This window comes from Leclercia adecarboxylata, from assembly GCF_035787115.1.
GTDB lineage: Bacteria > Pseudomonadota > Gammaproteobacteria > Enterobacterales > Enterobacteriaceae > Enterobacter > Enterobacter adecarboxylatus_E.
In genome coordinates, this window is record NZ_JALKTL010000001.1 from 1,073,863 (window position 1) to 1,099,671 (window position 25,809).

The following is a 25,809-nucleotide window of genomic DNA, read 5'->3' on the forward strand; positions in this document are numbered from 1 at the left end:
CATGACCTTTAACACCGTGATCGACTGGAATACCTGCAACGCAGAACAGCAGCGCGCGCTGTTGATGCGCCCGGCCATCTCTGCCTCGGAAAGCATCACCCGCACCGTGGCGGAGATCCTGGACAATGTCAAAACCCGCGGCGACGACGCCCTGCGGGAGTACAGCGCTAAGTTTGATAAAACCGACGTCGCCGCGCTGAAGGTGAGCGAGCCGGAGATTACCGCAGCCGCAGCGCGTCTGAGCGACGAACTCAAACAGGCGATGGCCGTCGCGGTGCAGAACATTGACAGATTTCACACCGCGCAAAAGCTGACTGAGGTCGACGTGGAAACGCTGCCTGGCGTGCGCTGCCAGCAGGTAACTCGTCCGGTCGACTCGGTGGGCCTGTATATTCCAGGTGGATCCGCTCCGCTCTTCTCTACCGTGCTGATGCTGGCAACGCCTGCCCGTATCGCTGGTTGCCGCAAGGTGGTGCTCTGCTCACCGCCACCGATTGCCGATGAAATTCTGTATGCCGCGCAGCTGTGCGGCGTGCAGGAGATTTTCAACGTTGGTGGGGCGCAGGCCATTGCGGCGCTGGCGCTGGGCACAGAATCCGTTCCGCGCGTGGATAAAATCTTCGGCCCGGGCAACGCTTTCGTCACCGAAGCCAAGCGCCAGGTCAGCCAGCGGCTGGACGGGGCGGCCATCGACATGCCGGCCGGTCCGTCTGAGGTGCTGGTCATTGCCGACAGCGGCGCAACCCCGGATTTCGTGGCCTCGGATTTGCTCTCCCAGGCCGAACACGGCCCGGATTCACAGGTGATTCTGCTGACGCCGGATGCGGATATGGCAAAACTGGTGGGTGAAGCCGTTGAGCGTCAACTGGCGGATCTGCCCCGGGCAGATACGGCCCGCCAGGCGCTCTCTGCCAGCCGCCTGATTGTCGCCCGGGATCTGGACCAGTGTATCGCCATCTCTAACCTGTATGGCCCGGAGCACCTGATCATTCAGACCCGCAACGCCCGTGAACTGGTCGCCAACATCACCAGCGCCGGTTCAGTGTTTCTTGGCGACTGGTCCCCGGAATCCGCCGGGGATTACGCCTCCGGGACCAATCACGTGCTGCCTACTTACGGTTATACCGCCACCTGCTCCAGCCTGGGGCTGGCGGATTTCCAGAAGCGCATGACCGTGCAGGAGCTCTCCCGCGAGGGCTTTGCCAGCCTTGCTGCGACCATTGAAACCCTGGCCGCCGCCGAACGTCTGACCGCCCACAAAAATGCCGTGACGCTGCGCGTTGCCGCCCTGAAGGAGCAAGCATGAACATTGAAGAGTTAGCCCGCGAGAACGTTCGCGCCCTGACCCCGTATCAGTCTGCCCGCCGCCTTGGGGGCAATGGCGATGTCTGGCTGAATGCTAATGAATTTCCGACGCCTGTCGTCTTTGAGCTGACCCAGCAGACGCTGAACCGCTATCCGGAGTGTCAGCCGAAGGCGGTAATCGAGAACTACGCGGCCTATGCTGGTGTGCAACCGGAGCAGGTGCTGGTGAGCCGCGGCGCGGATGAAGGTATCGAACTGCTGATCCGTGCCTTCTGCGAGCCGGGCAAAGACGCGGTGCTCTACTGCCCGCCAACCTACGGGATGTACACCGTGAGCGCCGAAACGTTCAACGTTGAGCTGCGTAAGGTGCCTTCTCTGGAAAACTGGCAGCTCGATTTACAGGGCATTGCCGATAATCTCGACGATGTGAAAGTGGTGTTTGTCTGCAGTCCGAACAACCCCACCGGCCAGCTGATTAACCCGCAGGATATTCGCTCCCTTCTGGAGATGACCCGCGGTAAAGCCCTGGTGGTCGCCGATGAAGCTTATATCGAGTTCTGCCCGCAGGCGACGCTGGCCGGTTGGCTGGCAGAGTATCCGCACCTGGTGATCCTGCGTACCCTGTCAAAAGCCTTTGCCCTGGCCGGGCTGCGCTGTGGGTTTACGCTGGCGAATAAAGCGGTGATTGACCTGCTGATGAAGGTGATTGCGCCTTATCCGCTCTCGACGCCGGTGGCCGATATCGCCGCCCAGGCGCTCACGCCAGCGGGCATTACCGCCATGCGCAACCGTGTGGCGCAGATTGTTGCCGAGCGCGAGTATCTGGTCAGCGCGCTGAAAAACATCCTCTGTGTTGAACAGGTTTTCGATTCGGAAACTAACTATATTCTGGCGCGTTTCACCGCCTCAAGTGCAGTATTTAAATCTTTGTGGGATCAGGGCATTATCCTTAGAGACCAGAACAAACAACCCTCTTTGAGTGGTTGCTTACGCATTTCCGTAGGCACCCGTGAAGAGAGCCAGCGCGTTATCGACGCCCTGAATGCGGAGAAAGTATGAGCCAGAAGTACCTCTTTATCGATCGTGACGGCACTATCATTTCAGAACCACCTACAGATTTTCAGGTCGATCGTTTTGACAAGCTGGCGTTTGAGGCCGACGTCATTCCGGTACTGCTTAAGCTGCAGAAAGCCGGTTTTAAGCTGGTGATGATCACCAACCAGGACGGCCTTGGCACCGACAGCTTCCCGCAGGCTGATTTCGACGGCCCGCACGATCTGATGATGCAGATCCTGACCTCACAGGGCGTCGCCTTTGATGAAGTGCTAATCTGCCCGCACTTACCCGCTGACAACTGCGATTGCCGCAAACCAAAAGTGAAGCTGGTTGAGCAGTATCTCGCCGAAGCGGCGCTGGATACAGCCAACAGCTACGTGATTGGCGATCGCGCTACCGACATCGAGCTGGCCACCAACATGGGTATCACGGGCCTGCGCTATCACCCTGACACCCTCAACTGGGCGATGATTGGCGAGCAGCTGACTAAACGCGACCGCTTCTCCCACGTTGAGCGCAATACCAAAGAGACGCAGATCGACGTTAAGGTGTGGCTGGATCGCGAAGGCGGCAGCAAGATCCACACCGGCGTGGGCTTTTTCGATCATATGCTGGATCAGATCGCCACCCACGGCGGGTTCCGCATGGAGATTGGCGTAAAAGGCGATCTCTACATTGACGATCACCACACCGTAGAAGATACCGGCCTGGCGCTGGGCGAGGCGCTGAAGCTGGCGCTGGGCGATAAGCGCGGCATCAACCGTTTTGGCTTTGTGCTGCCGATGGATGAGTGCCTGGCCCGCTGTGCGCTGGATATCTCTGGACGTCCGCACCTGGAGTATAAAGCCGACTTTACCTATCAACGCGTAGGCGACCTGAGCACCGAGATGGTTGAGCACTTCTTCCGCTCCCTCTCCTACGCCATGGGCCTGACGCTGCACCTGAAAACCAAAGGTAAAAACGATCACCACCGGGTGGAGAGCCTGTTTAAGGCCTTTGGCCGTACCCTGCGCCAGGCCATTCGCGTGGAAGGCGATACGCTGCCGTCGTCGAAAGGAGTGCTGTGATGAACGTGGTGATCCTTGATACCGGTTGCGCCAACCTGAACTCGGTAAAATCCGCCATTGCCCGCCACGGCTACGACCCGCTGGTCAGCCGCGATCCGGATGTGGTGCTGCGCGCCAGCAAACTCTTTTTACCTGGCGTGGGTACGGCCCAGGCGGCGATGGATCAGATCCACCAGCGTGAGCTGGTCGAGCTGATTAAAGCCTGTACCCAGCCGGTGCTGGGCATTTGTCTGGGCATGCAGCTGCTGGGCCGTCGCAGTGAAGAGTCCAACGGCGTGGATCTGCTGGGCATTATTGATGAAGACGTGCCTAAGATGACCGATCACGGTTTGCCTCTGCCGCACATGGGCTGGAACCGGGTTTACCCAAAAGCGGGCGATCGCCTGTTCCGCGGTATTGAGGACGGGGCGTACTTCTATTTTGTACACAGCTACGCAATGCCGGTTAACGCTCACACGATTGCCCAGTGCCACTACGGCGAGCCCTTCACCGCCGCTGTGCAAAAAGATAACTTCTACGGCGTGCAGTTCCACCCGGAGCGTTCCGGTGCCGCAGGCGCGCAGCTGCTGAAAAACTTCCTGGAGATGTAATGATTATTCCCGCTTTAGATTTAATCGACGGCACGGTTGTCCGTCTGCACCAGGGCGATTATGGCCAGCAGCGCGACTATGGTAAGGATCCGCTACCCAGGCTGCAGGATTATGCCGCTCAGGGCGCCGAGGTGCTGCACCTGGTCGATCTCACCGGGGCGAAAGATCCGGCCAGACGCCAGATCCCGTTGCTGAAAAAACTGGTCGCGGGCGTGAACGTCCCGGTTCAGGTTGGCGGTGGCGTGCGCACCGAAGAGGACGTGGCGGCGCTGCTCGACGCTGGCGTGGCGCGCGTGGTCGTGGGCTCCACGGCGGTAAAAGATCCTGAAACGGTAAAAGGCTGGTTCAGACGTTTCGGCGCCGACGCGCTGGTCCTGGCGCTGGACGTGCGTATTGATGAACAGGGGCAAAGACAGGTTGCGGTCAGCGGCTGGCAGGAGAACTCCGGCGTGACGCTGGAGGCGCTGGTCGATACTTATCTGCCTTTCGGTCTGAAGCATGTCCTGTGCACCGATATCTCCCGGGACGGCACCCTGGCGGGCTCCAACGTGTCGCTGTACGAAGAGGTTTGCGCCCGTTATCCGCAGGTGGCGTTCCAGTCGTCAGGCGGCATTGGGGATTTGAACGATATCGCGGCCCTGCGCGGTACCGGTGTTCGTGGGGTTATCGTGGGTCGCGCCCTGCTGGAAGAAAAATTTACTGTGACGGAGGCGATTCAATGCTGGCAAAACGGATAATTCCTTGTCTCGACGTGCGTGATGGTCAGGTCGTGAAAGGCGTGCAGTTCCGCAACCACGAAGTCATCGGCGATATCGTTCCCCTGGCAAAACGCTACGCGGAAGAAGGGGCTGACGAGCTGGTCTTTTATGATATTACCGCCTCCAGCGATGGGCGCGTAGTGGATAAAAGCTGGGTGGCGCGCGTGGCGGAAGTGATTGATATTCCTTTCTGCGTGGCGGGCGGGATTAAATCGGCGGACGACGCGGCAAAAATTCTCTCCTTCGGCGCCGATAAGATTTCCATTAACTCCCCTGCCCTGGCAGACCCGGAGCTGATTACCCGCCTGGCCGATCGGTTTGGCGTGCAGTGCATCGTGGTGGGGATCGATACCTGGTTTGATGACGCCACCGGCAAATACCACGTTAACCAGTACACCGGCGATGAGAGCCGCACCCGCGTTACCCAGTGGGAGACGCTGGACTGGGTGCAGGAGGTGCAAAAGCGTGGCGCGGGAGAGATCGTTCTCAATATGATGAACCAGGACGGCGTGCGTAACGGCTATGACCTGGCGCAATTGAAAAAAGTGCGTGCCGTCTGCCATGTCCCGCTGATTGCTTCGGGTGGCGCAGGCACGATGGAGCACTTCCTGGAAGCCTTCCGCGATGCCGACGTTGACGGTGCGCTGGCGGCCTCGGTGTTCCACAAGCAGATTATCAATATTGGTGAGTTAAAAACGTTCCTGGCGAATCAGGGCGTGGAGATTAGGGTATGTTAACAGAGCAACAACGTGCGCAGCTGGACTGGGAAAAAACCGACGGCCTGATGCCGGTGGTGGTGCAGCACGCGGTATCCGGCGAAGTGCTGATGCTGGGGTATATGAATCAGGATGCGCTGGCGAAAACCCTCGACAGCGGCAAAGTGACCTTCTTCTCACGTACCAAACAGCGTCTGTGGACCAAAGGCGAAACCTCCGGTCATTTTCTGAATGTTGTCAGTATCACCCCGGATTGCGATAACGACACCCTGCTGGTACTGGTTAACCCAATCGGGCCTACCTGCCATCTGGGCTCCAGCAGCTGCTTTGGCGACGCCAGCCATCAATGGCTGTTCCTCTATCAGCTGGAGCAACTGCTGGCTGAACGCAAAACGGCCGACCCGCAAAGCTCCTATACCGCGAAGCTCTATGCCAGCGGCACCAAGCGCATCGCGCAGAAAGTGGGTGAAGAAGGCGTCGAGACGGCTCTGGCCGCTACCGTTAACGACCGGGCCGAGCTGACGAACGAAGCCTCTGATCTGATGTATCACCTGCTGGTGCTGCTCCAGGATCAGGACTTAGATTTAACTACGGTGATTGAAAATCTGCGTCAGCGGCACAAATAAAAAAACCGGGGAAACCCGGTTTTTTTTAGCTTTTGAATCTGTATCAGGCTCTGGCGTTGTAGTTGCGCAGCGCGTTGCGGCCTAAAACCACAGCAGAGCCGATAATCCCGCCGAGCAGTACGGCAAGGACCAGTACAATCGAACGTTTCGGACTATCACGACGAATGGGCAGATCTGGTTTCATCACATAGCGATAGGCATGGATAGTGCTCGGATCGATTTTCAGTTTCTGAATATCAAGTAATTTTTGTTTATTTTGATAGTAACTATCTGACAATGACAGTGGACGCGATGATTCACGTGCGACCATGGATTGCAGCGCTTCAGTTCCTAACAGGAACATCGTTTCCTGTGTCACATCCTGAGTCTGCTGAATTTTAGGCGTGGTGATGTTTGCCGCCTCGGCGTACTTTAACGCTTCGTTAATCTGTCTGATTCGTAGGTCTTTTTGCTCCTGAGCAATCGTCTCCTGATTACTCAGCACATCTTTCAGGGTAGCAACCTGCTGTTTAATGTTATCGTTGAGGTCAACTTCAAGCTCTTTTTGAATCTGCTCATCAACCTGCTGAATATATTGCGCCACCTGTTTTTGTGCAGACTCGGCTGAACCATTCACGTATTTGATACTTAACGGAAAGTTTTGGCCTTTAACTGTAGGCTCAATGGTTAGTTTTTCAGCATTAACCTGGTTTTCCAGTGTCTGAGATAATGCAGAGAAAGAGGCATTGTAGCGAGTAATTACACTTTCCTGAATATCCGTTAATTTTGGCGCATTAGTACCATACAGAATATTCAGCGCGTTACTATAACCCCCAATCTGGGCTGCATCAGGCTCGGTGATGATCGCTGTAGAAGTCCACTTCTCTTTAGCAAAAGCCAGGTACACGCCAGCCAGAATCAATGCGATGGCGACAAACGCAGCAATGACCCATTTTCCGCGCCACAGTTGCATTAATAGATCAATCAAATCAATCTGCTCAGGGTCACTGCTTCGCGTGACCACGTTATTGTTGTTGTGAGTCATATAGTCCTTAGAATGCAAATAAGCGCAAAGTATAAAGTCTGGGATATAGTTTATCGATTGTTTTCAGATTATCTATAGGAATCCGATGAGGCATATCGAAAATATGATGTTTGGTAACCCTGCGCATCGCGCTATCATACTCCAAATCCGGGGCTTAACGCACCGGACATGATAAGTAACAGATGAGGACAGTTATGAAATTTCTGGTCACTGGCGCAGCAGGCTTTATCGGCGCACATGTCAGCAAGCGGCTTCTGGATGCCGGGCATCAGGTTGTGGGTATCGACAACCTTAATGACTATTATGATGTGAACCTGAAGCAGGCGCGTCTTGATCTTTTGACATCCGCGAACTTTAGCTTCCATAAGCTGGATCTGGCTGACCGCGAAGGTATGGCCACCCTGTTCGCTGATGAAAAATTCGATCGCGTCATTCATCTCGCCGCGCAGGCAGGCGTGCGCTACTCCCTGGACAATCCACACGCTTACGCTGAAGCCAACCTGGTAGGTCATCTGAACGTACTGGAAGGCTGTCGACATAATAAGGTACAGCACTTGCTGTACGCTTCATCAAGTTCAGTCTATGGCCTGAACCGTAAAATGCCTTTCTCAACTGATGATTCCGTTGACCACCCGGTATCGCTCTACGCTGCGACCAAAAAAGCCAACGAGCTAATGTCGCACACCTACTCCCACCTTTACGGGCTGCCAACTACCGGACTGCGTTTCTTTACCGTATACGGTCCGTGGGGTCGACCGGATATGGCGCTGTTTAAGTTCACCAAAGCTATGGTGGAAGGCAAGAGCATTGATGTCTATAACTTCGGTAAGATGAAGCGTGACTTCACCTACATCGATGATATTGCCGAGGCGATTGTTCGTCTGCAGGATGTGATCCCGCAAGCAGACAGCGAGTGGACGGTGGAGGCAGGCTCTCCGGCGACCAGCTCTGCGCCGTATCGTGTCTATAACATCGGTAACAGCTCACCCGTTGAGCTGATGGACTACATTACGGCGCTGGAAGAGGCGTTAGGTATTGAAGCTGACAAAAATATGATGCCGATTCAACCGGGTGATGTACTGGAGACCAGCGCGGATACCACGGCGCTGTATGAAGTTATTGGCTTTAAGCCGCAGACCTCGGTTAAAGAAGGCGTTAAAAACTTCGTTGAGTGGTATCGCGACTTCTACAAGGTTTAATAAAAAGCCCGGCACTCTCGCCGGGCTCTTTTCTGGTAGCGGATTATCAGTCGTTACCAAACAGATCGCGGGTATAGACCTTATCTGCCACGTCAGAAAGCTCTTCTGCCATGCGGTTAGAGATAATTACGTCCGCTTCTTTCTTAAAGGCATCCAGGTCGCGAATCACGCGTGAATGGAAGAATTCATCCTCTTTCATCACAGGTTCATAAATAATGACCTGGACGCCCTTCGCCTTAATACGCTTCATAATCCCCTGGATCGAGGATGCGCGGAAGTTATCCGATCCGCTCTTCATGATCAGACGGTACACGCCCACCACTTTGGGCTGACGTGCCAGAATAGAGTCGGAGATAAAGTCCTTACGCGTGCGGTTGGCATCCACAATCGCAGAAATTAAGTTGTTCGGTACGGACTGATAGTTAGCCAGCAGCTGCTTGGTGTCTTTCGGCAGGCAATAGCCACCGTAGCCGAAGGATGGGTTATTGTAGTGGTTGCCGATACGCGGATCGAGGCAGACGCCTTCAATGATCTGACGGGTGTTTAATCCCAGGCTCTCTGCATAGCTGTCCAACTCGTTAAAGTAGGCCACACGCATGGCCAGATAGGTGTTAGCAAAAAGCTTAATGGCTTCGGCTTCTGTCGAGTCGGTGAACAATACATCAATGTTCTGTTTGATTGCGCCTTCCTGCAACAGCGCAGCGAAACGTTCCGCACGCTCTGAACGCTCACCAATGACAATACGGGACGGGTGCAGGTTATCGTACAATGCCCTGCCCTCACGCAAAAATTCTGGTGAGAAAATGACATTATCGATACCCAGCTCTTCTTTGATTGACTGAGTAAAGCCAACAGGGATGGTTGATTTGATTATCATTACGGCATCTGGGTTAATCGCCGTCACGTCTTTGATCACCGCTTCAACACTGGAAGTATTGAAGTAATTGGTTTTCGGATCATAGTCAGTTGGGGTAGCAATGATGACAAAATCCGCTCCGCTGTAGGCATCAACTTTGTCCGTAGTGGCCCGGAAGTTCAACGGCCTGTTGGTCAGGTAATCCTGGATCTCTTTATCTACAATTGGGGAGATCTTCTGGTTAAGCATATCAACCTTGGCCTGCACGATATCCAGTGCGACCACTTCGTGGTGCTGTGCAATCAGGATCCCGTTAGAGAGACCCACATAACCTGTTCCGGAAATTGTTATTTTCATTGATTTGACTTCTTTAGATTAAGTGTCCGGGAGCGACGACCGCTCCACCACAATAAGCAACTTTTGGGGTTTTTACCTCGTATACTAAGTTGATGTCAAGGCGAATGGCTGGCTGCAGATAGGCATAAATATAGTGGTTTATGCTACACCCTAGCCTGTCGGATGAATCAGGCGAGGCAATGTAGGGGATTACGCATAAAAAAAGCCCGGTGATATTCACCGGGCTTATCTACGTAACTGAGTTAAATCAGATTAATCCAGCCATTCAGTGTGGAACACACCTTCTTTATCAGTACGCTTATAGGTGTGCGCACCGAAGTAGTCGCGCTGTGCCTGGATCAGGTTGGCAGGCAGCACGGCAGCACGGTAGCTGTCGTAATAAGCAACTGCAGCAGAGAAGGTTGGAACCGGAATACCGTTCTGCACCGCATAAGCCACGACGTCACGCAGCGCCTGCTGGTAATCATCGGCGATCTGCTTGAAATATGGCGCCAGCAGCAGGTTAGCGATGTCCGCATTTTCAGCATAGGCATCGGTAATTTTCTGCAGGAACTGGGCGCGAATGATGCAGCCAGCACGGAAGATTTTCGCGATTTCGCCGTAGTTCAGATCCCAGTTGTTTTCGTCAGATGCGGCACGCAGCTGAGAGAAGCCCTGCGCGTAAGAGACGATTTTGCCCAGGTACAACGCACGACGTACTTTCTCGATGAATTCAGCTTTATCACCTGCTAGTTTAGGCTGCGGGCCGGTCAGCACTTTAGATGCTGCAACACGCTGCTCTTTCAGGGAAGAGATATAACGTGCGAAGACGGATTCAGTAATCAGTGAAAGTGGTTCACCCAGATCCAGGGAGCTCTGGCTGGTCCATTTACCGGTGCCTTTGTTCGCCGCTTCATCGAGAATCACATCAACCAGATATTTGCCGTCTTCGTCTTTCTTAGTGAAGATGTCTTTGGTGATGTCGATCAGGTAGCTACTCAGCTCGCCGTTGTTCCAGTCGGTGAAGGTCTGCGCAAGCTCTTCGTTAGTCAGGTTCAGGCCGCCTTTCAGCAGGGAATAGGCTTCTGCGATCAGCTGCATATCACCGTATTCAATACCGTTGTGAACCATCTTCACATAGTGCCCCGCACCGTCCGGACCAATATAGGTCACGCACGGCTCACCGTCTTCCGCAACGGCCGCGATCTTAGTCAGGATTGGCGCAACCAGCTCGTAAGCGTCTTTCTGGCCGCCAGGCATGATAGATGGGCCCTTCAGCGCACCCTCTTCGCCGCCGGATACGCCGGTCCCGATGAAGTTAAAGCCTTCAGCTGAAAGTTCACGATTACGACGAATGGTGTCGTGGAAGAAGGTGTTGCCGCCATCAATGATAATGTCGCCTTTTTCCAGATACGGCTTCAGGGAGTCGATAGCAGCATCGGTGCCAGCGCCAGCTTTCACCATTAACAGGATGCGACGAGGCGTTTCCAGAGATTCAACGAATTCCTGAACCGTATAGAAAGGAACGAGCTTTTTGCCTGGGTTCTCGGCAATCACTTCTTCGGTTTTATCACGGGAGCGGTTGAAAACGGAGACGGTATAACCACGGCTTTCGATGTTCAGCGCCAGGTTGCGCCCCATCACTGCCATACCGACGACGCCGATCTGTTGTTTGGACATTACATACTCCTGTCAGGTGTGGTCACTGCGAAACATAACGCAGATAAATGTTGTTATGATGTTAACCTATCTTAGGCGCTTTTGAATAGCATCAGCCTGCGTTTACTTTGTAAAAAGGAACTTCAAAACTGATGATATTAAATACAATCATGAAGTCTACCCAAACTTTAATTTTTTTAACAACCTTAAAAGAAAAACATTATCAATAATAAAGGAAAAGATCAGCGCGAGTATAAAAGCCATCACCGCCGTGAATACGGAGTTAATGAAATCGCTGTTGGTGGCCTTTTTTGGTGAAGCCACTGACAAAATACATCATAAACACATGCGTTAAATAGATACCATAAGTGTGCCCTGATGCTTTTACAATCTATCGTGTTAACGGACCCTTACGTAGAGTTTGGAAAAGTATAAAAAAACTGCAGGCGCAAAGTACCACATTAATGTCGATACCGTACGGTGCCTGGTTATTACCCGCGACTTTTAAATTGAACCAGGTCAAAAGCAGCGTTAGCGCGTAACCTGTAATACAGAGCCCGTAGGCATACTCCTTGTATTTAGTAAGATCCAAGCCATTAAGAAGTCCACCGATGAGAAAATAGATGAACCAGCCATCTGAAATAGAGGGCAAGGTAATGATGTAGGCGTCCGGGAAGTAGCGTTTGATATAGAGCTGATACCAGCTAATGCAGAGTAAGAAAGCGATGGCCTTGAGTCTGACGCCTGGCTCAAGGCGCTGAATAACGTAGCCTACAAAGGGCGCAACCGTAATGGCCCCCAAAATCCAGTAAAAAACCAGAAGTGAAGTGAAACAAACATTGAACCATGAAAAGCGGGTCCGATAATGACCGCATGCAAGAAATAAGTTACGGTGGTCAATGAAAATAAAGTTGAAAGAGCATAATCATCCCAGCAAAAATTAAAGTGCAACATAAAATAATGAATATAGGCATAGATCAAGAAAGGTATAACCCATTATAATAATATTTTTTCAAGCTAACAATTTTTTAATTAATTGCAAAAAATCACTAATGATAAAAAAGCAGATAAATCCTGCGCGTGACACTAACTGTAATATCAGTTCAGCTACGTTCATCTCCGCACCATTTATATATTTCGGCGTTGAATGAATTAAAATCACCATAAATATAGCAAAGACTCGTGATACCTAAATTCCCTGCATTCTTTTAGCAATCATATATTTTTCATCAACCTGAGCCGATTAAAAATAGGGCAACATAGTATGTTGCCCTTTCCTTTCATACAAATTAATAATAAATACTACTCGGAAAACTTTTTCAGTTGGGTAAGCGTATGTTCAACCAGCCTCGCTGCGGCGGGCGCACTACTGCTTTCAGCATAGCAGCGCAGCTCAGGGGCATTACCCGATGGACGCAGATGGATCACCGCATCATCACTGAAGGTGATTCGCAGGCCATCAGTGGTATCAACACTTTTGATGCTTAAGCTAAAACCAATAGAATGCATAAAAATGTCCGGAGCCTGCTGGGCATCAGCAATAATTTGTTTACTCAGCGTCGTGGAGAAGTTCTGGATACGGTCTGAGTGGGTAAATCGCTGCGGCAGGTCCTGTAACAGATGCGACATTGGAACCTTTGCGGTTACGGCGCTAGATAAGAGCATCAGGAAGGGCAACACGGCATCGCGAGTAGGCAGTGCGGTAATCGCATTATTGCCAAAGGTAATATCGCTACCGAGTAAAAAACCCCCGTTAGCTTCAAACCCGGCGATACGCGCGTAATCGGCGCTTAACCCGGCAAAAGCAGCAATGACATAGGGTGAACCAATTTTTGTTAGCTCGACATGCTTAAACAGGCCGGATTTTGCAATTGCGGTATTACAGCTGACCGGAACAGCCAGGGCTTCAATACGCAGCGCCTTTGCACAAAGCAGGCCCAGGATATCGCCTCGCAACCATTCGCCCTGTTCATCAGCCACAAGCGGACGATCCCCATCGCCATCAGTTGAGAAGATAGCATCGAGTTTAAGCCCGCTTGCCCATTTCAAGGCTTTTACTTTATCTTCTTCTGCGACTGCTTCGGTATCGATAGGCACAAACTCATCGCTTCGGCCAATGCTAATCACTTCAGCCCCGAGTTGGGTCAGCATTTTGGCATACAGCTCGCGTCCAGCACTGGAGTGCTCGTAAACACCGATGCGCTTGCCCGCCAGCATATCGGCAGCAAACAGAGAGGTATAGCGCGCCATGTAGTTATCGGCGGCCAATGACGACGCCGTCAATTCAGGCAATGGTAGGACGATGCTAAAAGCAGACTCGCGCTGCAAAATGCTGAGCTCATCAGCTTTGGTGATCTCACCATCAGGACGGTAAAATTTTAGCCCGTTACGATCGAATGGGATATGGCTGCCGGTAACCATAATGGCAGGAATTTCGTCTTGCAAAGACTGGTTAGCAAGCGCAGGCGTTGGGATCACACCGTAGTAAACCACCTTAAATCCTTTAGCGATGATGGCCTGAGCGCACGCCTGGGCCATAGCATAACTGCTCGGGCGGTTATCAATGGATAACGCGACGGTATCAAATGTAAAATCTTCCGCCATAACATCAATAAAAGCGTGAGCAAATGCGGCACAGACTTCGGGTTTAAAATCGACGACCAGTCCTCGTGCGCCACTGGTTCCAAACGCAATATTACTGCTATCGATTATATGTTTGGAATTTAACATTATTTATTGTCCTTAATACGACCATACTTATCATCGAAGCGTACAATATCATCACTACCAAGATAAGTACCCGACTGGATTTCAATCACTTCTAACGGCACCTTGCCAGGGTTCTCCAGCGTATGTACGACACCAACTGGAATAAACATTGATTCATTTTCAGAAACCAGGAAAACGTCATCGCCCCGCGTGACCTTAGCAGTCCCGGCAACAACCACCCAATGCTCTGCGCGGTGATAATGCATTTGGGTGGAGAGGCGCTCCCCTGGCTTAACGGTGATACGTTTGACTTGGTAGCGGCCGCCCTGATCGACCGAGTCATAACGTCCCCAAGGGCGATACTCTTCGCGGTGAGAGATATGCTCGCTGCGGTTTTCACGCTTAAGGACATCAACAACCTTTTTGATATCCTGAACCTGATCCTGTTTAGCAATTAGCAGCGCGTCTTTCGTTTGTACAATTACCAGATCGTCAGCGCCAATTGTGGTCACCAGCGAGCTTTCAGCATAAACATAATTATTATTGCTGTTGTGATAGATGACATCGCCGTGAGTAACGTTGCCATTGTCATCCTTGGTAGAGATGTCCCATAACGAGCTCCAGGAGCCAACGTCGCACCACTGTGCATCCATTGGCACAACGACGCTGTGGATGGTCTTTTCCATTACGGCATAGTCAACCGAGTCATCCGGACAAGCTGCAAAAACTGCTTCCTGAAGTCGGATAAAATCAAGATCGATGCATGCATCCGCCATCGCAAGCCTACAGGCGTTAAGGATGTCGGGCCGAAATTTTTCCAGCTCTGCCAGATAGACGCTGGCTTTGAACATGAACATCCCGCTGTTCCAAAGGTAGTGCCCGTCACGTATATAGGATTCTGCGGTGGTCTGGTCAGGTTTTTCAACAAATTTATCAACTTTGTAGACAAACTCATCTACTGCCTCGCCCTGGCGAATGTAGCCGTAGCCGGTTTCAGCCCTTGAGGGCACGATGCCAAAGGTGACCATTTTACCTTCCGCCGCCTGAGTCTGCGCCGTGATTACACTGCTACAAAACGCATCGACATTCTGGATGACGTGATCAGCAGCAAGCACCAGCATAATGGGATTGTCACCATCTTTTAATGCATGTAGTGCTGCAAGGGCAATAGCCGGAGCCGTGTTGCGGCCGACAGGCTCGAGAATGATGTCAAAGTCGTTAATTCCCGCCTGGCGTAGCTGTTCAGCAACGATAAAGCGATGCTCATTATTGCTAATAATTAACGGGATACTGCACTCCAAGCTATTAAGCCGTAGCAGAGTAGCCTGTAGTAAAGAAGCATCTTCTACTAATGATAAAAATTGTTTTGGGTACAGAGAGCGCGAAAGCGGCCAGAGGCGTGTTCCGGAACCGCCTGCCATAATAACCGGTAATATTTTCATATTAAGCTCCCTCTACAACCTTGATGAGATAATCAACCATTTTGGACCTAGTATAATGCTGTTTAAAATACTCTTGTATCTGACTTCTATTAATTGGGTGCTCACGCAAATAATTAAAACTTGCTGCTAATGCCTGTGCGTTTTTTACCGGCACGACTAATCCCGTCACGTTATGTTTGTTGACCCATGCGACACCGGAGCCCGGGATATCAGTAGAGACAACTGGCGTACCGCAAGCCATCGCCTCAAGTTGCACTACACCATAGGCTTCAGAGCGCTCGACAGAAGGAAGGCAGAACACATCCGCTGCATTAAAGTAGGCTGGCAACTCCATAGCGGAAACGCGTCCCAGCATTTTTACCCGGTCTTGGAGTTTATACTCGTTGATCTTCGCTTCTAATTCCTGGGTTAACTCACCCTGACCGCCAAGTAGAATAATATGATTTTCATCGAGATATCTTGCAGCTTCGATAAGATATTCAAAGCCTTTATAGTAAACATGACGACCTAGTGAGAAAATGATAAATTTTCCGGCATAACGTTGTTTTATATGCGCGACAGCCTCTGGTGTAGCAACCATCTTTTCCTCATCGATACCGATCGGGATAACTTCAATCTTATTGAGATATTTCTGAAGATCCTCCGAAGCTTCAGCATATACGTGGCTGGTTGCAATGATTTTATAGCAGCGTGAGAGTAGATAGTTCTGCAACGGGATAAATGGAATTTTAAGATATTTTTGCTTTACGATATCACTATGCCAATGAACAATAACTTTACTATCTTTACGCGGTCTAAATAATAAAAAAGCAAGTAGCGCGAGAGGATTAGGTAAATGAATATGAATAACATCATAGTTATTTCTTATTTTTTGCCAGAACTTGATAAATTCAAAAGAAATATAAGTGCTTGCCAGATGGACGAGGTTGGCGCACCGATAAACATTTACGTTATCAAGAACTTCTTTTGAAGAGTTGTTTTTTTCCGATACGCATAATACATCAACATCGTAGCCTTCCTGGTTCAGTACTGTTGATATGTCATAAACGACCGTCTCGATCCCCCCCCAGAATGGAGGATACAGCTTACTTACTTCGAGAATACGCACATAGACCTCTTTGTAAAAATAAAATTCAAATTTTCATTAAACAGTTGTTAGTTAAATATTTTTTTAAAATACTCTGCGCATGCATGATCAGAGTAATATTTCTTAAACAATTTTCTTGTTGATGAAACGTTAATCCGTGTGTTTCTGGCCTGTCTAATGGCTGTAATGTACTCCTTTTCACTGTTACAACTGACAATATCAGGACTTGTCAGTGCCTGTTCGTAGCCAATCAGAGTAAAAGTTGAAGCGATGATTTTTTTATTATATTTAAGTGCTTCAGCAACTTTAACTTTCATGCCCCCACCAATGGATATGGGTGATAAAATTACATCAACATTTTTATAAAAATCTTCCAGCGAATCCACATAGCCGCTGATGACGAGATTGGGCTTGCCTAATTTTGCTGCGTAATTCTCGAATCCGTTACCGGCGATAACAAATTGTACTTGACTATCCTCAGCAAATGCGGGGGCAATATGTCGGGAGATATATTCCGCAGCTTTAGTATTCGCATAAAAAGCTGTGCCGATAAAGCCAACTATGAAAGGCCTGGTCTGCGCGAGATCAGTTCCGTAAAGCACATTATCCGCGATGGGCTCATCTACTATGCAAACTGGGACGCAGTAGTCTGCTTTCCTTTGGTAGAGCTTAAAAAGCCGGTCCGAATCGGCCTGGTGCAGGGCTATCAATAGATCACTGTTCTTAACTGCTTTTTTTTCTGCTACGGTTGTTGAAAAAAACGATGGTAAATAATGGATTTTACCACTCTTAAGGCGATCTTTTTCAAAATCAACTTCAGCATTATGGAAAAAGGTTACAACTTTGATGGCCGGATTTCTCTTTTTACACCACTCCGCTACGCTTCCCAATAGGCTTGAATCAAGATATAGCATAGTCGGCTGATATTCTTGAATAATGGCTTTAATTTTGTTGAAAATTTCAGCATTTAGCCTACCCGCGAAACCACATAAATTGTTTATGGCTGTATGAATTTTTGAGGTTTTAGCCAGTAACTCCCAAGCATAGGTATGTTCTTTTTTCCTGACTATCGCGATCTCTTTAATCTGCAGGCTTTCGTTGGCCTTTAATGCCTTTAAGTTTGCTCTGGAAACTATACTACCACCATAGTTGGAACTTTCCAGAGACATTGATATATAAAGCATTTTTCGCATTATCATTTACCCGGTAATGGCTATAATTAATTAAATTCAATGTTAAAGCTCGCTTTGAGGTATGCGTAAAGCCAGCGTTACCTTTCATCGTTATTATTGTCAGTCTGCTCAATTTTTTCGCCGTTAGCAGTTCTTAAAAATAACGATCGATTTTGTTGTCAGAGTATAATCGCGTTATTCAGCTTTTTATTGAGCAAGATATATTGCCTTAATGGTGCTCAACGCTATTTGCTTTTAATACATTTTTACTTAAACTATTCACAACAATTAAGGGCAATAGAAATGTATATAATACCTCCATGTTCACCGCTAATAAAATTGACAGGAGAGAGTACCAAATCGTTACGCGCAGCATTATTTTTTGATAGTGACTAGCGTTACTGGTCTTAATATCTCTAAAAGCATTTCGATAAACAAAAAAATAAAATATGACGCTTATAAATCCGCTATGAACAATAGAAAACAATATGCCAGATTTCGCCGCTAGGTAATCGCCAGTATCAATCATATTATTAATTTCAAGCAGGTTAAGCTGAAAAGGTACCAGACCACTGGCTAAGTTTGTCGCAAAATTGAGAGGATCGACAAACCAGGCGGTGTAAGTACCATATCCTTCACCCAAGGGATAAAAGAACAAACTGCAGATCGCCCATAACGAGGTGATCATACGTGTGCTCACGCTGGTAAAATTTTCAATATCTACTGTTAAAGCAGGCAATACTTTATTAAGAAAAATATATACTGCCGTTGCAGCAACCGGAACAAGCACAATGAGAGATTTTAATTTCTGTAGTAACGTCATATTAAAATAGAAGACCAGAAGCGCGCCAAGCATCATCAACATTAACGAGGACTTGGAGCCAATAAGCAGGTTTCCTACCAGCAGTGCGCCCCAAAGAATGAGCCTGATTATATTGACGTTACTGAGTGTTATTGCTAGCAATAAAAAGATATTAAACGTGAAAGCCGCAATTGATGGTTCAGGTGATAACGCCCGCAGGCGTGATCCAACCTCATATCCCTCCATGCTCAAATGGAGTGGCGCGAGTATATTCGGCATAACATATTCGACTGCGATAATAACTATGAGGAAAAAAGCAATTAAAAGAATAGATTTTGTGAAGAATTCCCAAGATACCGACAGCAGCGAATAACCTGCACAGAAAACAGTCAAGAAATAAAAAAAATAATATGAAGAAGCGAAGAAATGCTTATTAAGAACAGACACACCATAATCGTTTAACAAAGTCCCTTCAGCAAAATAATAATAGACACATTGAATAAACGATATGATAAAGGTCACAAAGAAATAAATCATAAAGAGACGGCTGTATTTATCTAAATAAATATAAAATTTATTACTAACAACAAACAATACAAACATTATTAATGTCACTGCCCACATAGGACTTGCGCCCAGCGTGCCTAAAAATTGCTGTAAGGGCAAATCGTTTAGGGTCATCGCAAGGAGGATGATCAGTAAACATAGTGATGCGAATCTGGAATATTTTCTGCCCGGAGCGCTTATTTCAATGTTATCAGTATTCATCAATTAATGTCACTTATTATCATTTATGGCGTTTGCAAAAAATGTAAAGTCTATTGCGCAGCGAGTTATATATTCTGCCTGGTTTCCCTTTATAGATACCCTCTACAGAGAGATCGTTTTTAAGCGCCTTATGGGTCAATAACTTTTCATTAATGATAGCCTTGAGCTTGAACAAGAGGATTGCTGGAGAGATTTTACCCGCTTTGTACCATCCGTTGCCGCTAACCGGAAAAAGCCAATGGCTAAGATGCTGGTTGAGGTTTTCCGAAAAGAAGGGTACATCTACCTTCCGCTGTGCCAGCCCATGCTCGATTTGAGCGAGGTGTTCGTTACTAATAGTCGACGTATAGTTCAAAGGAAGCAACTTATCGATGTTTTCCATACGGCTAAGGAAAACATAGGATGAAATCCATGCGGTTAATGGTAGCTCATTGACAGTAAAGACCGCGCCGGTCCTATTTAACTCGCCATAAAAACTATTGCATGCGCAGTGTGCTGTCGCCCTGCGGTAGAGTATTCTATCGTAGAAAGTAAAAAAGCGATGATGGCAGAAAGTATCATTCATGAAAACGACGATATCATCGCTGCCCGGCGTATTGTTTTCCGCTAGAAATGCATAACCTTCATCCCAAGCTGAAAACTCACCAGCTACATTGCTGCCTCTAAGCCAATGTATATTTCCTTCAGACTCGTTTTGAGGGATTAGCTTGCCGCTATTGTCTACAAATAAAACATGAAAATCCATTTTATTAAATATAGCAAAAATCTCTTTTTTTACTTTTTCGAAGTAGTGCGGATAATAAAGAGCGACAATAATATAGACTTTCATAATTAGTTTTTAATATATTAAATAAGGTTTAATGATAACACTGTCGGTTCAAAACTTAAACTACATAGCTGTAATAAAATTATCTAAAGTTGACAATTTCTATAAGAGATATTTTTAAAGGACTCAGGATTGAGAGCGCCATCGGCACGATGATTAAGGCAGTGATTTTTTTATTTGGCATTATTAAATATTGACGGCCGCAGTATTTCTCAACTAATAAAGTGCATAGTGGATATATGCTTCGTTTAGGGAGGGTACGCATTTTGTCTTACATAGATTGAGTCACTATACAGCGCCTACCCTCTTATAAGGTATAACATTTGTTATTTTATTTTTCCCAATTTATTTTTCTTATAATCACGATACCCTCTAGCAGCATTAATTATTTTTTCAACTTTGTTGCCTTCAAAAAGTATAATACTAATCAAAAGGTGAATATTATCTTTTATATATCTGCGTGTATATGCTGGATATCTTTTCCTCACAATTAATCGATTGCGAATAATATAATATTTCCTTACTGGACTGTGATGCATTACATGAAATTTATAATTAAATATAAAGTTATGGATTTTACTATTCCCTAAAGAATGAGCCATGCGAACATTTGAAAGTAAAAAAATCTTATAGTTAGCCTGTATTAATTTAAAGCAAAAATCATGATCTACTTCATCGATAAAAAGCTCATCATCAAAACCACCAACTTGCTGGTAGGCGTGAAGATTAACGATGTTCCCTGACGTGATAACTTTTTCCACGAATCCATGGGATTGTAAATCAGATGATCTCGGTGCAACTATCGCGATATCTTCATAGCCTTTTATTTTAGCTTCAAATTCATAGAGAAACTTTGTTATTTCATGCTCAGGAAAAGTTGAGTCCTGATCCATTGTCATAATCCATTCAAACCCATCTTTAATTGCAGATAGACAACCTCTATTTAATGCAGAAGCAATACCAATATTAGTTAGATTTGGATGATATACGATCTTTTCTGCAGAAAAGTCCGGAGAGTTCAGTAAACCGGAATTATCACTATCGGAGTTATCGACTATATAGATTCTATCTACATGAGAATAATAAGACTTAATGTTATTTAATTCTTTTTTTGATGGATTGTACCAAACAACTACACAACCTAAAGCAGTCATTGTAAGTCACTCCATATATTTTTGACCTTGTAGACAATTAACAACATAATTAACACTTCCGTGATTAAAACAGAAATAGCTGCACCTTCTGCCTGATAATTATATACAAATGGAAATATAATTAGTGTATTAATTATGGCACCAAGCCAAACAATTCTACTGAATGCCTTTTTCATACCCATTGTCAGCATACCCTGCACTCCCAGAACATTACTTATACTGATAATGAATACCAGTGGTGAAATCAATTTCAATATAAAAACAGCTTCAGTATATTGCTTACTATATAGAACGAGTATTATTTTTTCAGCAAAAATAAACATGCACAATGAAATCAAAAATGCCGCCGCACATTGTATTTTAAACAAACCTTTAATTAATCTTATTGCTTTTATTTTGTCACTTGACATCAAAGCACTTATTCTCGGATAAAATACCTGCGTAACCGGCCCCATCAATCCTTGAATTGACTGCCTGATTTTATCAGCGGCAACATACTGCCCAACAGTTTCGGGCTTGGTCATGAAACCTAAAAAAACTGGAATGCTGTTGATATACAAATTACCTGCTATATTTGATAAAAATATATGCCAACCCCCGGTCATTGCTTCATTAATATGCTCTATATTTGGCCTGCGAAAATCTATCCAACGTTCATGGTACACAATAATCAGACTAAACAATGTAGCCAATACTATCCCAGAACTTGTTATTAATGCAGCAATCCAAGCATCTTGCGGGGATTGTACTAATAAAAATGTTGCAGGCAACGTTAAAACCCGGGCTATGATATTATAAATGGCCATGCGCCCCATATTCTCTTTACCCTGAAAGAGCCATGAAGGCAAAAATGCCATTCCAATTACACTAACGAAAGATGCAAAGACAATATCATCATGCTCTTTAAGAAGTGGCACAAACTGCATAGCGATTAATAATACAATTCCGCTTAAAATCAACAGAGCAATTTTACAGTAAATGACTGACCAGAATATCTCACTGACTTTATTTTTGTTATCCTTATGGATCGCTATCTCTTTAGTAGCCGAAAAATCGAATCCATATTGCGTCAGCAGTATAAAATATTGAATTAATGCTAATGAGAACCCTAAATTACCATAGCCTGCGGGCCCCAAGACTCTGACGAGGTATGGAAGAGTGACCAGAGGTAAAATATAACCTATACCCTGAACTAAAAAAAGAGATACTATGTTTTTTAAGATTGATTTATCCAAATTTTGATGCATCCTAATAGAGACTGTTTACATTGCAGTGAGTAATAATATATCTTTATTGGGCAAAGTGAGGGTTATTTATTATTAATGAGTTAGTAACCTTGCTTTTTACAATAACGCATTCCTCTTATACGTAATACTTAGCTTAGTGGTACAACCCGAGCCACTTGTCTTTAATTATTTTGAAGTAATTACCTAGATTAATATCCAAGATAAGCCGGTTTTCTTCAATGAATTTAAATACTCTCTTTTATTGTAGCAATCGTGCTCATCAGTCGAACCGTTAGGGGAGGAATTATTACCCCCGAAATATTAGTATTAACGATGCTAGTTGTTAATAACCTTTGACTATGTTTAGCAGATACTGGCCATAAGCATTTTTCTTTAACGGTTCAGCCAGTTTTTTGACCTGCTCCGCATCTATAAACCCTTTACGATAAGCAATCTCTTCCGGGCACGCCACCTTCAGCCCCTGACGCTCTTCGATGGTCGCAATAAAGTTACTTGCTTCAATCAGGCTCTGATGTGTCCCTGTATCCAGCCAGGCGAAACCACGGCCCATCATGGCAACGGACAGACGGCCCTGCTCCATATAAAGACGGTTGATATCAGTGATTTCCAGCTCACCACGTGGCGACGGTTTAAGGCTTTTCGCCATTTCAACAACGCTGTTATCGTAGAAATAAAGTCCCGTCACCGCATAATTACTTTTCGGCTCAACAGGTTTTTCTTCAAGGCTGATAGCAGTGCCTTGTTTATCAAACTCAACGACGCCATAACGCTCAGGGTCATTAACATGGTAGGCAAAAACAGTCGCGCCGTTCTCTTTATTAACCGCCGCGTCCATCAGCTTCGGCAGGTCATGGCCATAGAAAATGTTGTCGCCCAGCACTAGGGCACAATCATCATTACCAATAAATTCTTCGCCAAGGATAAACGCCTGGGCCAGTCCATCCGGGCTCGGCTGGACTTTATACTGCAGGTTAAGACCCCACTGGCTACCGTCACCCAGCAGCTGTTCAAAACGAGGTGTATCCTGAGGGGTACTGATAATCAGGATGTCACGAATACCCGCCAGCATAAGCGTTGACAGCGGGTAGTAGATCATTGGCTTGTCATAGATAGGCAGCAGCTGTTTACTCACCGCCATGGTAACCGGATACAGACGAGTTCCTGAGCCACCAGCTAAAATAATCCCTTTACGCGTTTTCATTTCATCATCTCTTTAATGTGCAAAATGCCCGTAAACGGGCATTTAATTAAACGTCAGACCGCTGTGGTCGTAAATAGCTCAGCCAGCATTCGCTTAACTCCGGTATCCCATTGGGGTAAAACCAGGTCAAAGTTTTGCTGGAATTTATCTGTATTCAGCCGGGAGTTGTTCGGACGACGCGCCGGGGTAGGATAAGCGCTGGTAGGAACAGCATTGAGCTTATTGATCGCCAGTTCAATGCCTGCCTTACGTGCTTCGTCAAACACCAGTGCAGCGTAGTCGTACCAGGTGGTTACGCCACCTGCAACCAGATGATAGAGCCCTGCAACTTCGGGTTGCTTGATTGCCACACGAATCGCATGCGCCGTACAGTCTGCCAGCAGTTCAGCGCCTGTCGGTGCGCCAAACTGATCGTTAATAACCGACATTTCTTCGCGTTCTTTGGCAAAACGCAGCATGGTTTTCGCGAAGTTATTTCCTTTGCCCGCATATACCCAACTGGTACGGAAAATTAAGTGCCTGGTACAATTTTCCTGCAGTGCTTTTTCACCTGCGAGTTTGGTTTCGCCGTAGACGTTCAGCGGTGCGGTTGCATCCGTTTCCAGCCACGGTTTTTCTCCGTTGCCAGGAAAAACGTAATCCGTGGAGTAGTGAACGACCCAGGCGCCAATTTTTTCGGCTTCTTTCGCTATGGCTTCAACGCTTGTGGCATTGAGCAGTTGGGCGAATTCTGGCTCTGACTCCGCTTTATCTACAGCGGTATGCGCCGCCGCGTTCACAATGACGTCAGGTTTAATACGGCGTACGGTTTCAGCAATGCCTTCCGGATTGCTGAAATCACCGCAATACTCGCTGGAGTGCACATCAACGGCAATCAGATTACCTAATGGGGCGAGCGCGCGCTGCAGCTCCCAGCCCACCTGCCCTGTTTTGCCGAACAGAAGGATATTCATTACTGACGTTCCCCGTAGTTCTGTTCGATCCAGGATTGATAGTTGCCGCTTTTCACGTTTTCAACCCACTGGGTGTTCGCCAGGTACCATTGCACCGTTTTACGAATCCCACTCTCAAAGGTCTCCTGCGGCTTCCAGCCTAACGTCTGGCTAATCTTATCGGCATCAATGGCATAACGGCGATCGTGACCCGGGCGGTCAGTCACGTAAGTGATCTGATCGCGATACGAGCCCTCTTTCGGCACGATCTCATCCAGCAAATCGCAGATGGTGTGCACCACATCCAGGTTCTGCTTCTCGTTGTGACCGCCGATATTGTAGGTCTCGCCTGGTTTACCCTGAGTCACCACGGTATAGAGCGCACGCGCGTGATCTTCAACATACAGCCAGTCGCGGATCTGGTCGCCCTTGCCGTAAATTGGCAACGCTTTACCGTCCAGGGCGTTGAGGATCACCAGCGGGATCAGCTTTTCCGGGAAGTGATAAGGGCCGTAGTTATTGGAGCAGTTGGTCACGATGGTCGGGAAACCGTAGGTACGTAACCATGCGCGAACGAGATGATCGCTGGACGCCTTCGACGCAGAGTACGGGCTGCTTGGCGCGTATGCCGTCGTTTCAGTGAACAGTGGCAGTTCTTTCGACGCAGGATGCTCATCAGGGTGCGGCAGATCGCCATACACTTCATCTGTGGAAATGTGATGGAAACGGAAGGCTTTTTTCGCGTTTTCATCGAGGGTTAACCAGTACATTCTGGCCGCTTCAAGCAGTACATAGGTGCCGACAATGTTGGTTTCGATAAACGCAGCCGGACCGGTGATAGAGCGGTCAACGTGACTCTCAGCCGCCAGATGCATTACTGCATCAGGCTTGTGTTCGGCAAAAATACGGTCCATAGCCGCTCTGTCGCAAATGTCCGCATGTTCAAAAACGTAACGCTGGCTTTCACTTACTTCAGCCAGTGATTCCAGGTTACCTGCATAGGTCAATTTATCGACATTAACCACTTTGTCCTGAGTGTCTTGAATAATATGTCGTACAACCGCAGAGCCGATAAAACCCGCACCGCCAGTAACAAGAATTTTCACGCGTTATTTTCCGTAAAATGTATTCATCGAGATAATGGAATTCTGAATGTTTAATGAACTAAATTCCAGAAACCAGACACGCTACCGCCCCTGGCTTAACAGCTACCAGTGCACTGAACGTGGTCTAATAGAGGTATTTTTGCCATATGACCCTGGCAAAATCGTGACAGG

22 protein-coding genes are annotated in these 25,809 nt (G+C 47.6%); 8 read left to right on the forward strand and 14 right to left on the reverse strand.

The features are described from left to right. The first annotated feature begins 1 nt into the window (after position 1). The 7 genes from hisD to hisIE are packed head-to-tail and all read left to right on the forward strand — an operon-like array spanning position 2 to position 6,118. The gene (gene hisD, locus MXM41_RS05215; protein ID WP_325930327.1) at positions 2-1,306 is read left to right on the forward strand and encodes a histidinol dehydrogenase; all 1,305 of its coding nucleotides are present in this window, start codon (positions 2-4) and stop codon (positions 1,304-1,306) included. After that, a complete protein-coding gene (gene hisC / locus MXM41_RS05220; RefSeq protein WP_325930329.1) occupies positions 1,303-2,364 on the forward strand; it encodes a histidinol-phosphate transaminase in 1,062 nt (353 codons plus the stop codon). The genes hisD and hisC overlap by 4 nt, the downstream gene beginning before the upstream one ends. Beyond that, a complete protein-coding gene (gene hisB / locus MXM41_RS05225; RefSeq protein ID WP_325930330.1) occupies positions 2,361-3,428 on the forward strand; it encodes a bifunctional histidinol-phosphatase/imidazoleglycerol-phosphate dehydratase HisB in 1,068 nt (355 codons plus the stop codon). Before hisC ends, hisB begins: the two co-directional genes overlap by 4 nt. Continuing rightward, a complete protein-coding gene (gene hisH, locus MXM41_RS05230) occupies positions 3,428-4,018 on the forward strand; it encodes an imidazole glycerol phosphate synthase subunit HisH (RefSeq protein ID WP_138369973.1) in 591 nt (196 codons plus the stop codon). Before hisB ends, hisH begins: the two co-directional genes overlap by 1 nt. Then, complete coding sequence (hisA, locus tag MXM41_RS05235) at positions 4,018-4,755, forward strand: 1-(5-phosphoribosyl)-5-[(5-phosphoribosylamino)methylideneamino]imidazole-4-carboxamide isomerase (protein WP_325930333.1); 738 nt, start codon at positions 4,018-4,020, stop codon at positions 4,753-4,755. Before hisH ends, hisA begins: the two co-directional genes overlap by 1 nt. Continuing rightward, positions 4,737-5,513, forward strand: coding sequence for an imidazole glycerol phosphate synthase subunit HisF (gene hisF, locus MXM41_RS05240; RefSeq protein ID WP_325930334.1), 777 nt, complete (start codon positions 4,737-4,739; stop codon positions 5,511-5,513). The genes hisA and hisF overlap by 19 nt, the downstream gene beginning before the upstream one ends. Next, positions 5,507-6,118, forward strand: a complete 612-nt coding sequence (gene hisIE, locus MXM41_RS05245) for a bifunctional phosphoribosyl-AMP cyclohydrolase/phosphoribosyl-ATP diphosphatase HisIE (protein ID WP_325930335.1) — start codon at positions 5,507-5,509, stop codon at positions 6,116-6,118. The genes hisF and hisIE overlap by 7 nt, the downstream gene beginning before the upstream one ends. Positions 6,119-6,161: 43 nt before the next feature. Here the strand turns inward: hisIE and wzzB are convergent, their stop codons facing one another. Beyond that, positions 6,162-7,142: an LPS O-antigen chain length determinant protein WzzB gene (gene wzzB / locus MXM41_RS05250; RefSeq protein WP_325930336.1), complete on the reverse strand. Its 981-nt coding sequence runs from the start codon at positions 7,140-7,142 to the stop codon at positions 6,162-6,164. Positions 7,143-7,336: 194 nt separating this feature from the next. Here wzzB and MXM41_RS05255 point away from each other — a divergent pair, with 194 nt between their 5' ends. Then, positions 7,337-8,341 carry an NAD-dependent epimerase gene (locus MXM41_RS05255; RefSeq protein ID WP_325930337.1) on the forward strand — a complete coding sequence of 335 codons (1,005 nt, stop codon included), beginning with the start codon at positions 7,337-7,339 and terminating at the stop codon, positions 8,339-8,341. 46 nt (positions 8,342-8,387) lie between these two features. Here the strand turns inward: MXM41_RS05255 and ugd are convergent, their stop codons facing one another. From ugd to rfbB, 13 genes are all read right to left on the reverse strand, one after another. Further along, positions 8,388-9,554, reverse strand: coding sequence for a UDP-glucose 6-dehydrogenase (ugd, locus tag MXM41_RS05260; RefSeq protein ID WP_325930338.1), 1,167 nt, complete (start codon positions 9,552-9,554; stop codon positions 8,388-8,390). Positions 9,555-9,806: 252 nt separating this feature from the next. Next, positions 9,807-11,213, reverse strand: a complete 1,407-nt coding sequence (gene gndA, locus MXM41_RS05265) for an NADP-dependent phosphogluconate dehydrogenase (RefSeq protein WP_325930339.1) — start codon at positions 11,211-11,213, stop codon at positions 9,807-9,809. 1,281 nt (positions 11,214-12,494) lie between these two features. Beyond that, positions 12,495-13,922: a phosphomannomutase gene (locus MXM41_RS05270; protein WP_325930341.1), complete on the reverse strand. Its 1,428-nt coding sequence runs from the start codon at positions 13,920-13,922 to the stop codon at positions 12,495-12,497. Further along, positions 13,922-15,343, reverse strand: a complete 1,422-nt coding sequence (locus tag MXM41_RS05275; protein ID WP_325930343.1) for a mannose-1-phosphate guanylyltransferase/mannose-6-phosphate isomerase — start codon at positions 15,341-15,343, stop codon at positions 13,922-13,924. Before MXM41_RS05275 ends, MXM41_RS05270 begins: the two co-directional genes overlap by 1 nt. Before the next feature lies 1 nt (position 15,344). Further along, the gene (locus MXM41_RS05280) at positions 15,345-16,451 is read right to left on the reverse strand and encodes a glycosyltransferase (RefSeq protein ID WP_325930344.1); all 1,107 of its coding nucleotides are present in this window, start codon (positions 16,449-16,451) and stop codon (positions 15,345-15,347) included. 47 nt (positions 16,452-16,498) lie between these two features. Further along, positions 16,499-17,623, reverse strand: coding sequence for a glycosyltransferase family 4 protein (locus MXM41_RS05285; RefSeq protein WP_325930345.1), 1,125 nt, complete (start codon positions 17,621-17,623; stop codon positions 16,499-16,501). Positions 17,624-17,831: 208 nt separating this feature from the next. Further along, entirely contained in the window at positions 17,832-19,172 is a 1,341-nt protein-coding gene (locus MXM41_RS05290) for a hypothetical protein (RefSeq protein ID WP_325930346.1), read from the reverse strand. 19 nt (positions 19,173-19,191) lie between these two features. After that, complete coding sequence (locus MXM41_RS05295) at positions 19,192-20,001, reverse strand: hypothetical protein (protein WP_325930347.1); 810 nt, start codon at positions 19,999-20,001, stop codon at positions 19,192-19,194. Between the two features lie 323 nt (positions 20,002-20,324). After that, positions 20,325-21,152, reverse strand: a complete 828-nt coding sequence (locus MXM41_RS05300; RefSeq protein ID WP_325930348.1) for a glycosyltransferase family 2 protein — start codon at positions 21,150-21,152, stop codon at positions 20,325-20,327. After that, positions 21,149-22,387 carry a flippase gene (locus MXM41_RS05305; protein WP_325930349.1) on the reverse strand — a complete coding sequence of 413 codons (1,239 nt, stop codon included), beginning with the start codon at positions 22,385-22,387 and terminating at the stop codon, positions 21,149-21,151. Before MXM41_RS05305 ends, MXM41_RS05300 begins: the two co-directional genes overlap by 4 nt. Positions 22,388-22,721: 334 nt before the next feature. Beyond that, positions 22,722-23,600 (reverse strand): glucose-1-phosphate thymidylyltransferase RfbA, encoded by an 879-nt coding sequence (gene rfbA / locus MXM41_RS05310; RefSeq protein WP_325930350.1) that lies wholly within the window; start codon positions 23,598-23,600, stop codon positions 22,722-22,724. Positions 23,601-23,653: 53 nt separating this feature from the next. Next, positions 23,654-24,553 carry a dTDP-4-dehydrorhamnose reductase gene (rfbD, locus tag MXM41_RS05315; protein ID WP_325930351.1) on the reverse strand — a complete coding sequence of 300 codons (900 nt, stop codon included), beginning with the start codon at positions 24,551-24,553 and terminating at the stop codon, positions 23,654-23,656. Then, complete coding sequence (gene rfbB / locus MXM41_RS05320) at positions 24,553-25,638, reverse strand: dTDP-glucose 4,6-dehydratase (protein ID WP_325930352.1); 1,086 nt, start codon at positions 25,636-25,638, stop codon at positions 24,553-24,555. The genes rfbD and rfbB overlap by 1 nt, the downstream gene beginning before the upstream one ends. Positions 25,639-25,809 lie beyond the last annotated feature (171 nt).

Bases quoted from the DNA above. Each gene is read 5' to 3' on its own strand.
- hisD (WP_325930327.1), top strand. From the start codon at position 2: ATGACCTTTAACACCGTGATCGACTGGAATACCTGCAACGCAGAACAG.
- hisC (WP_325930329.1), top strand. From the start codon at position 1,303: ATGAACATTGAAGAGTTAGCCCGCGAGAACGTTCGCGCCCTGACCCCG.
- hisB (WP_325930330.1), top strand. From the start codon at position 2,361: ATGAGCCAGAAGTACCTCTTTATCGATCGTGACGGCACTATCATTTCA.
- hisH (WP_138369973.1), top strand. From the start codon at position 3,428: ATGAACGTGGTGATCCTTGATACCGGTTGCGCCAACCTGAACTCGGTA.
- hisA (WP_325930333.1), top strand. From the start codon at position 4,018: ATGATTATTCCCGCTTTAGATTTAATCGACGGCACGGTTGTCCGTCTG.
- hisF (WP_325930334.1), top strand. From the start codon at position 4,737: ATGCTGGCAAAACGGATAATTCCTTGTCTCGACGTGCGTGATGGTCAG.
- hisIE (WP_325930335.1), top strand. From the start codon at position 5,507: ATGTTAACAGAGCAACAACGTGCGCAGCTGGACTGGGAAAAAACCGAC.
- wzzB (WP_325930336.1), bottom strand. From the start codon at position 7,142: ATGACTCACAACAACAATAACGTGGTCACGCGAAGCAGTGACCCTGAG.
- MXM41_RS05255 (WP_325930337.1), top strand. From the start codon at position 7,337: ATGAAATTTCTGGTCACTGGCGCAGCAGGCTTTATCGGCGCACATGTC.
- ugd (WP_325930338.1), bottom strand. From the start codon at position 9,554: ATGAAAATAACAATTTCCGGAACAGGTTATGTGGGTCTCTCTAACGGG.
- gndA (WP_325930339.1), bottom strand. From the start codon at position 11,213: ATGTCCAAACAACAGATCGGCGTCGTCGGTATGGCAGTGATGGGGCGC.
- MXM41_RS05270 (WP_325930341.1), bottom strand. From the start codon at position 13,922: ATGTTAAATTCCAAACATATAATCGATAGCAGTAATATTGCGTTTGGA.
- MXM41_RS05275 (WP_325930343.1), bottom strand. From the start codon at position 15,343: ATGAAAATATTACCGGTTATTATGGCAGGCGGTTCCGGAACACGCCTC.
- MXM41_RS05285 (WP_325930345.1), bottom strand. From the start codon at position 17,623: ATGCGAAAAATGCTTTATATATCAATGTCTCTGGAAAGTTCCAACTAT.
- MXM41_RS05290 (WP_325930346.1), bottom strand. From the start codon at position 19,172: ATGAATACTGATAACATTGAAATAAGCGCTCCGGGCAGAAAATATTCC.
- MXM41_RS05295 (WP_325930347.1), bottom strand. From the start codon at position 20,001: ATGAAAGTCTATATTATTGTCGCTCTTTATTATCCGCACTACTTCGAA.
- MXM41_RS05300 (WP_325930348.1), bottom strand. From the start codon at position 21,152: ATGACTGCTTTAGGTTGTGTAGTTGTTTGGTACAATCCATCAAAAAAA.
- rfbA (WP_325930350.1), bottom strand. From the start codon at position 23,600: ATGAAAACGCGTAAAGGGATTATTTTAGCTGGTGGCTCAGGAACTCGT.
- rfbD (WP_325930351.1), bottom strand. From the start codon at position 24,553: ATGAATATCCTTCTGTTCGGCAAAACAGGGCAGGTGGGCTGGGAGCTG.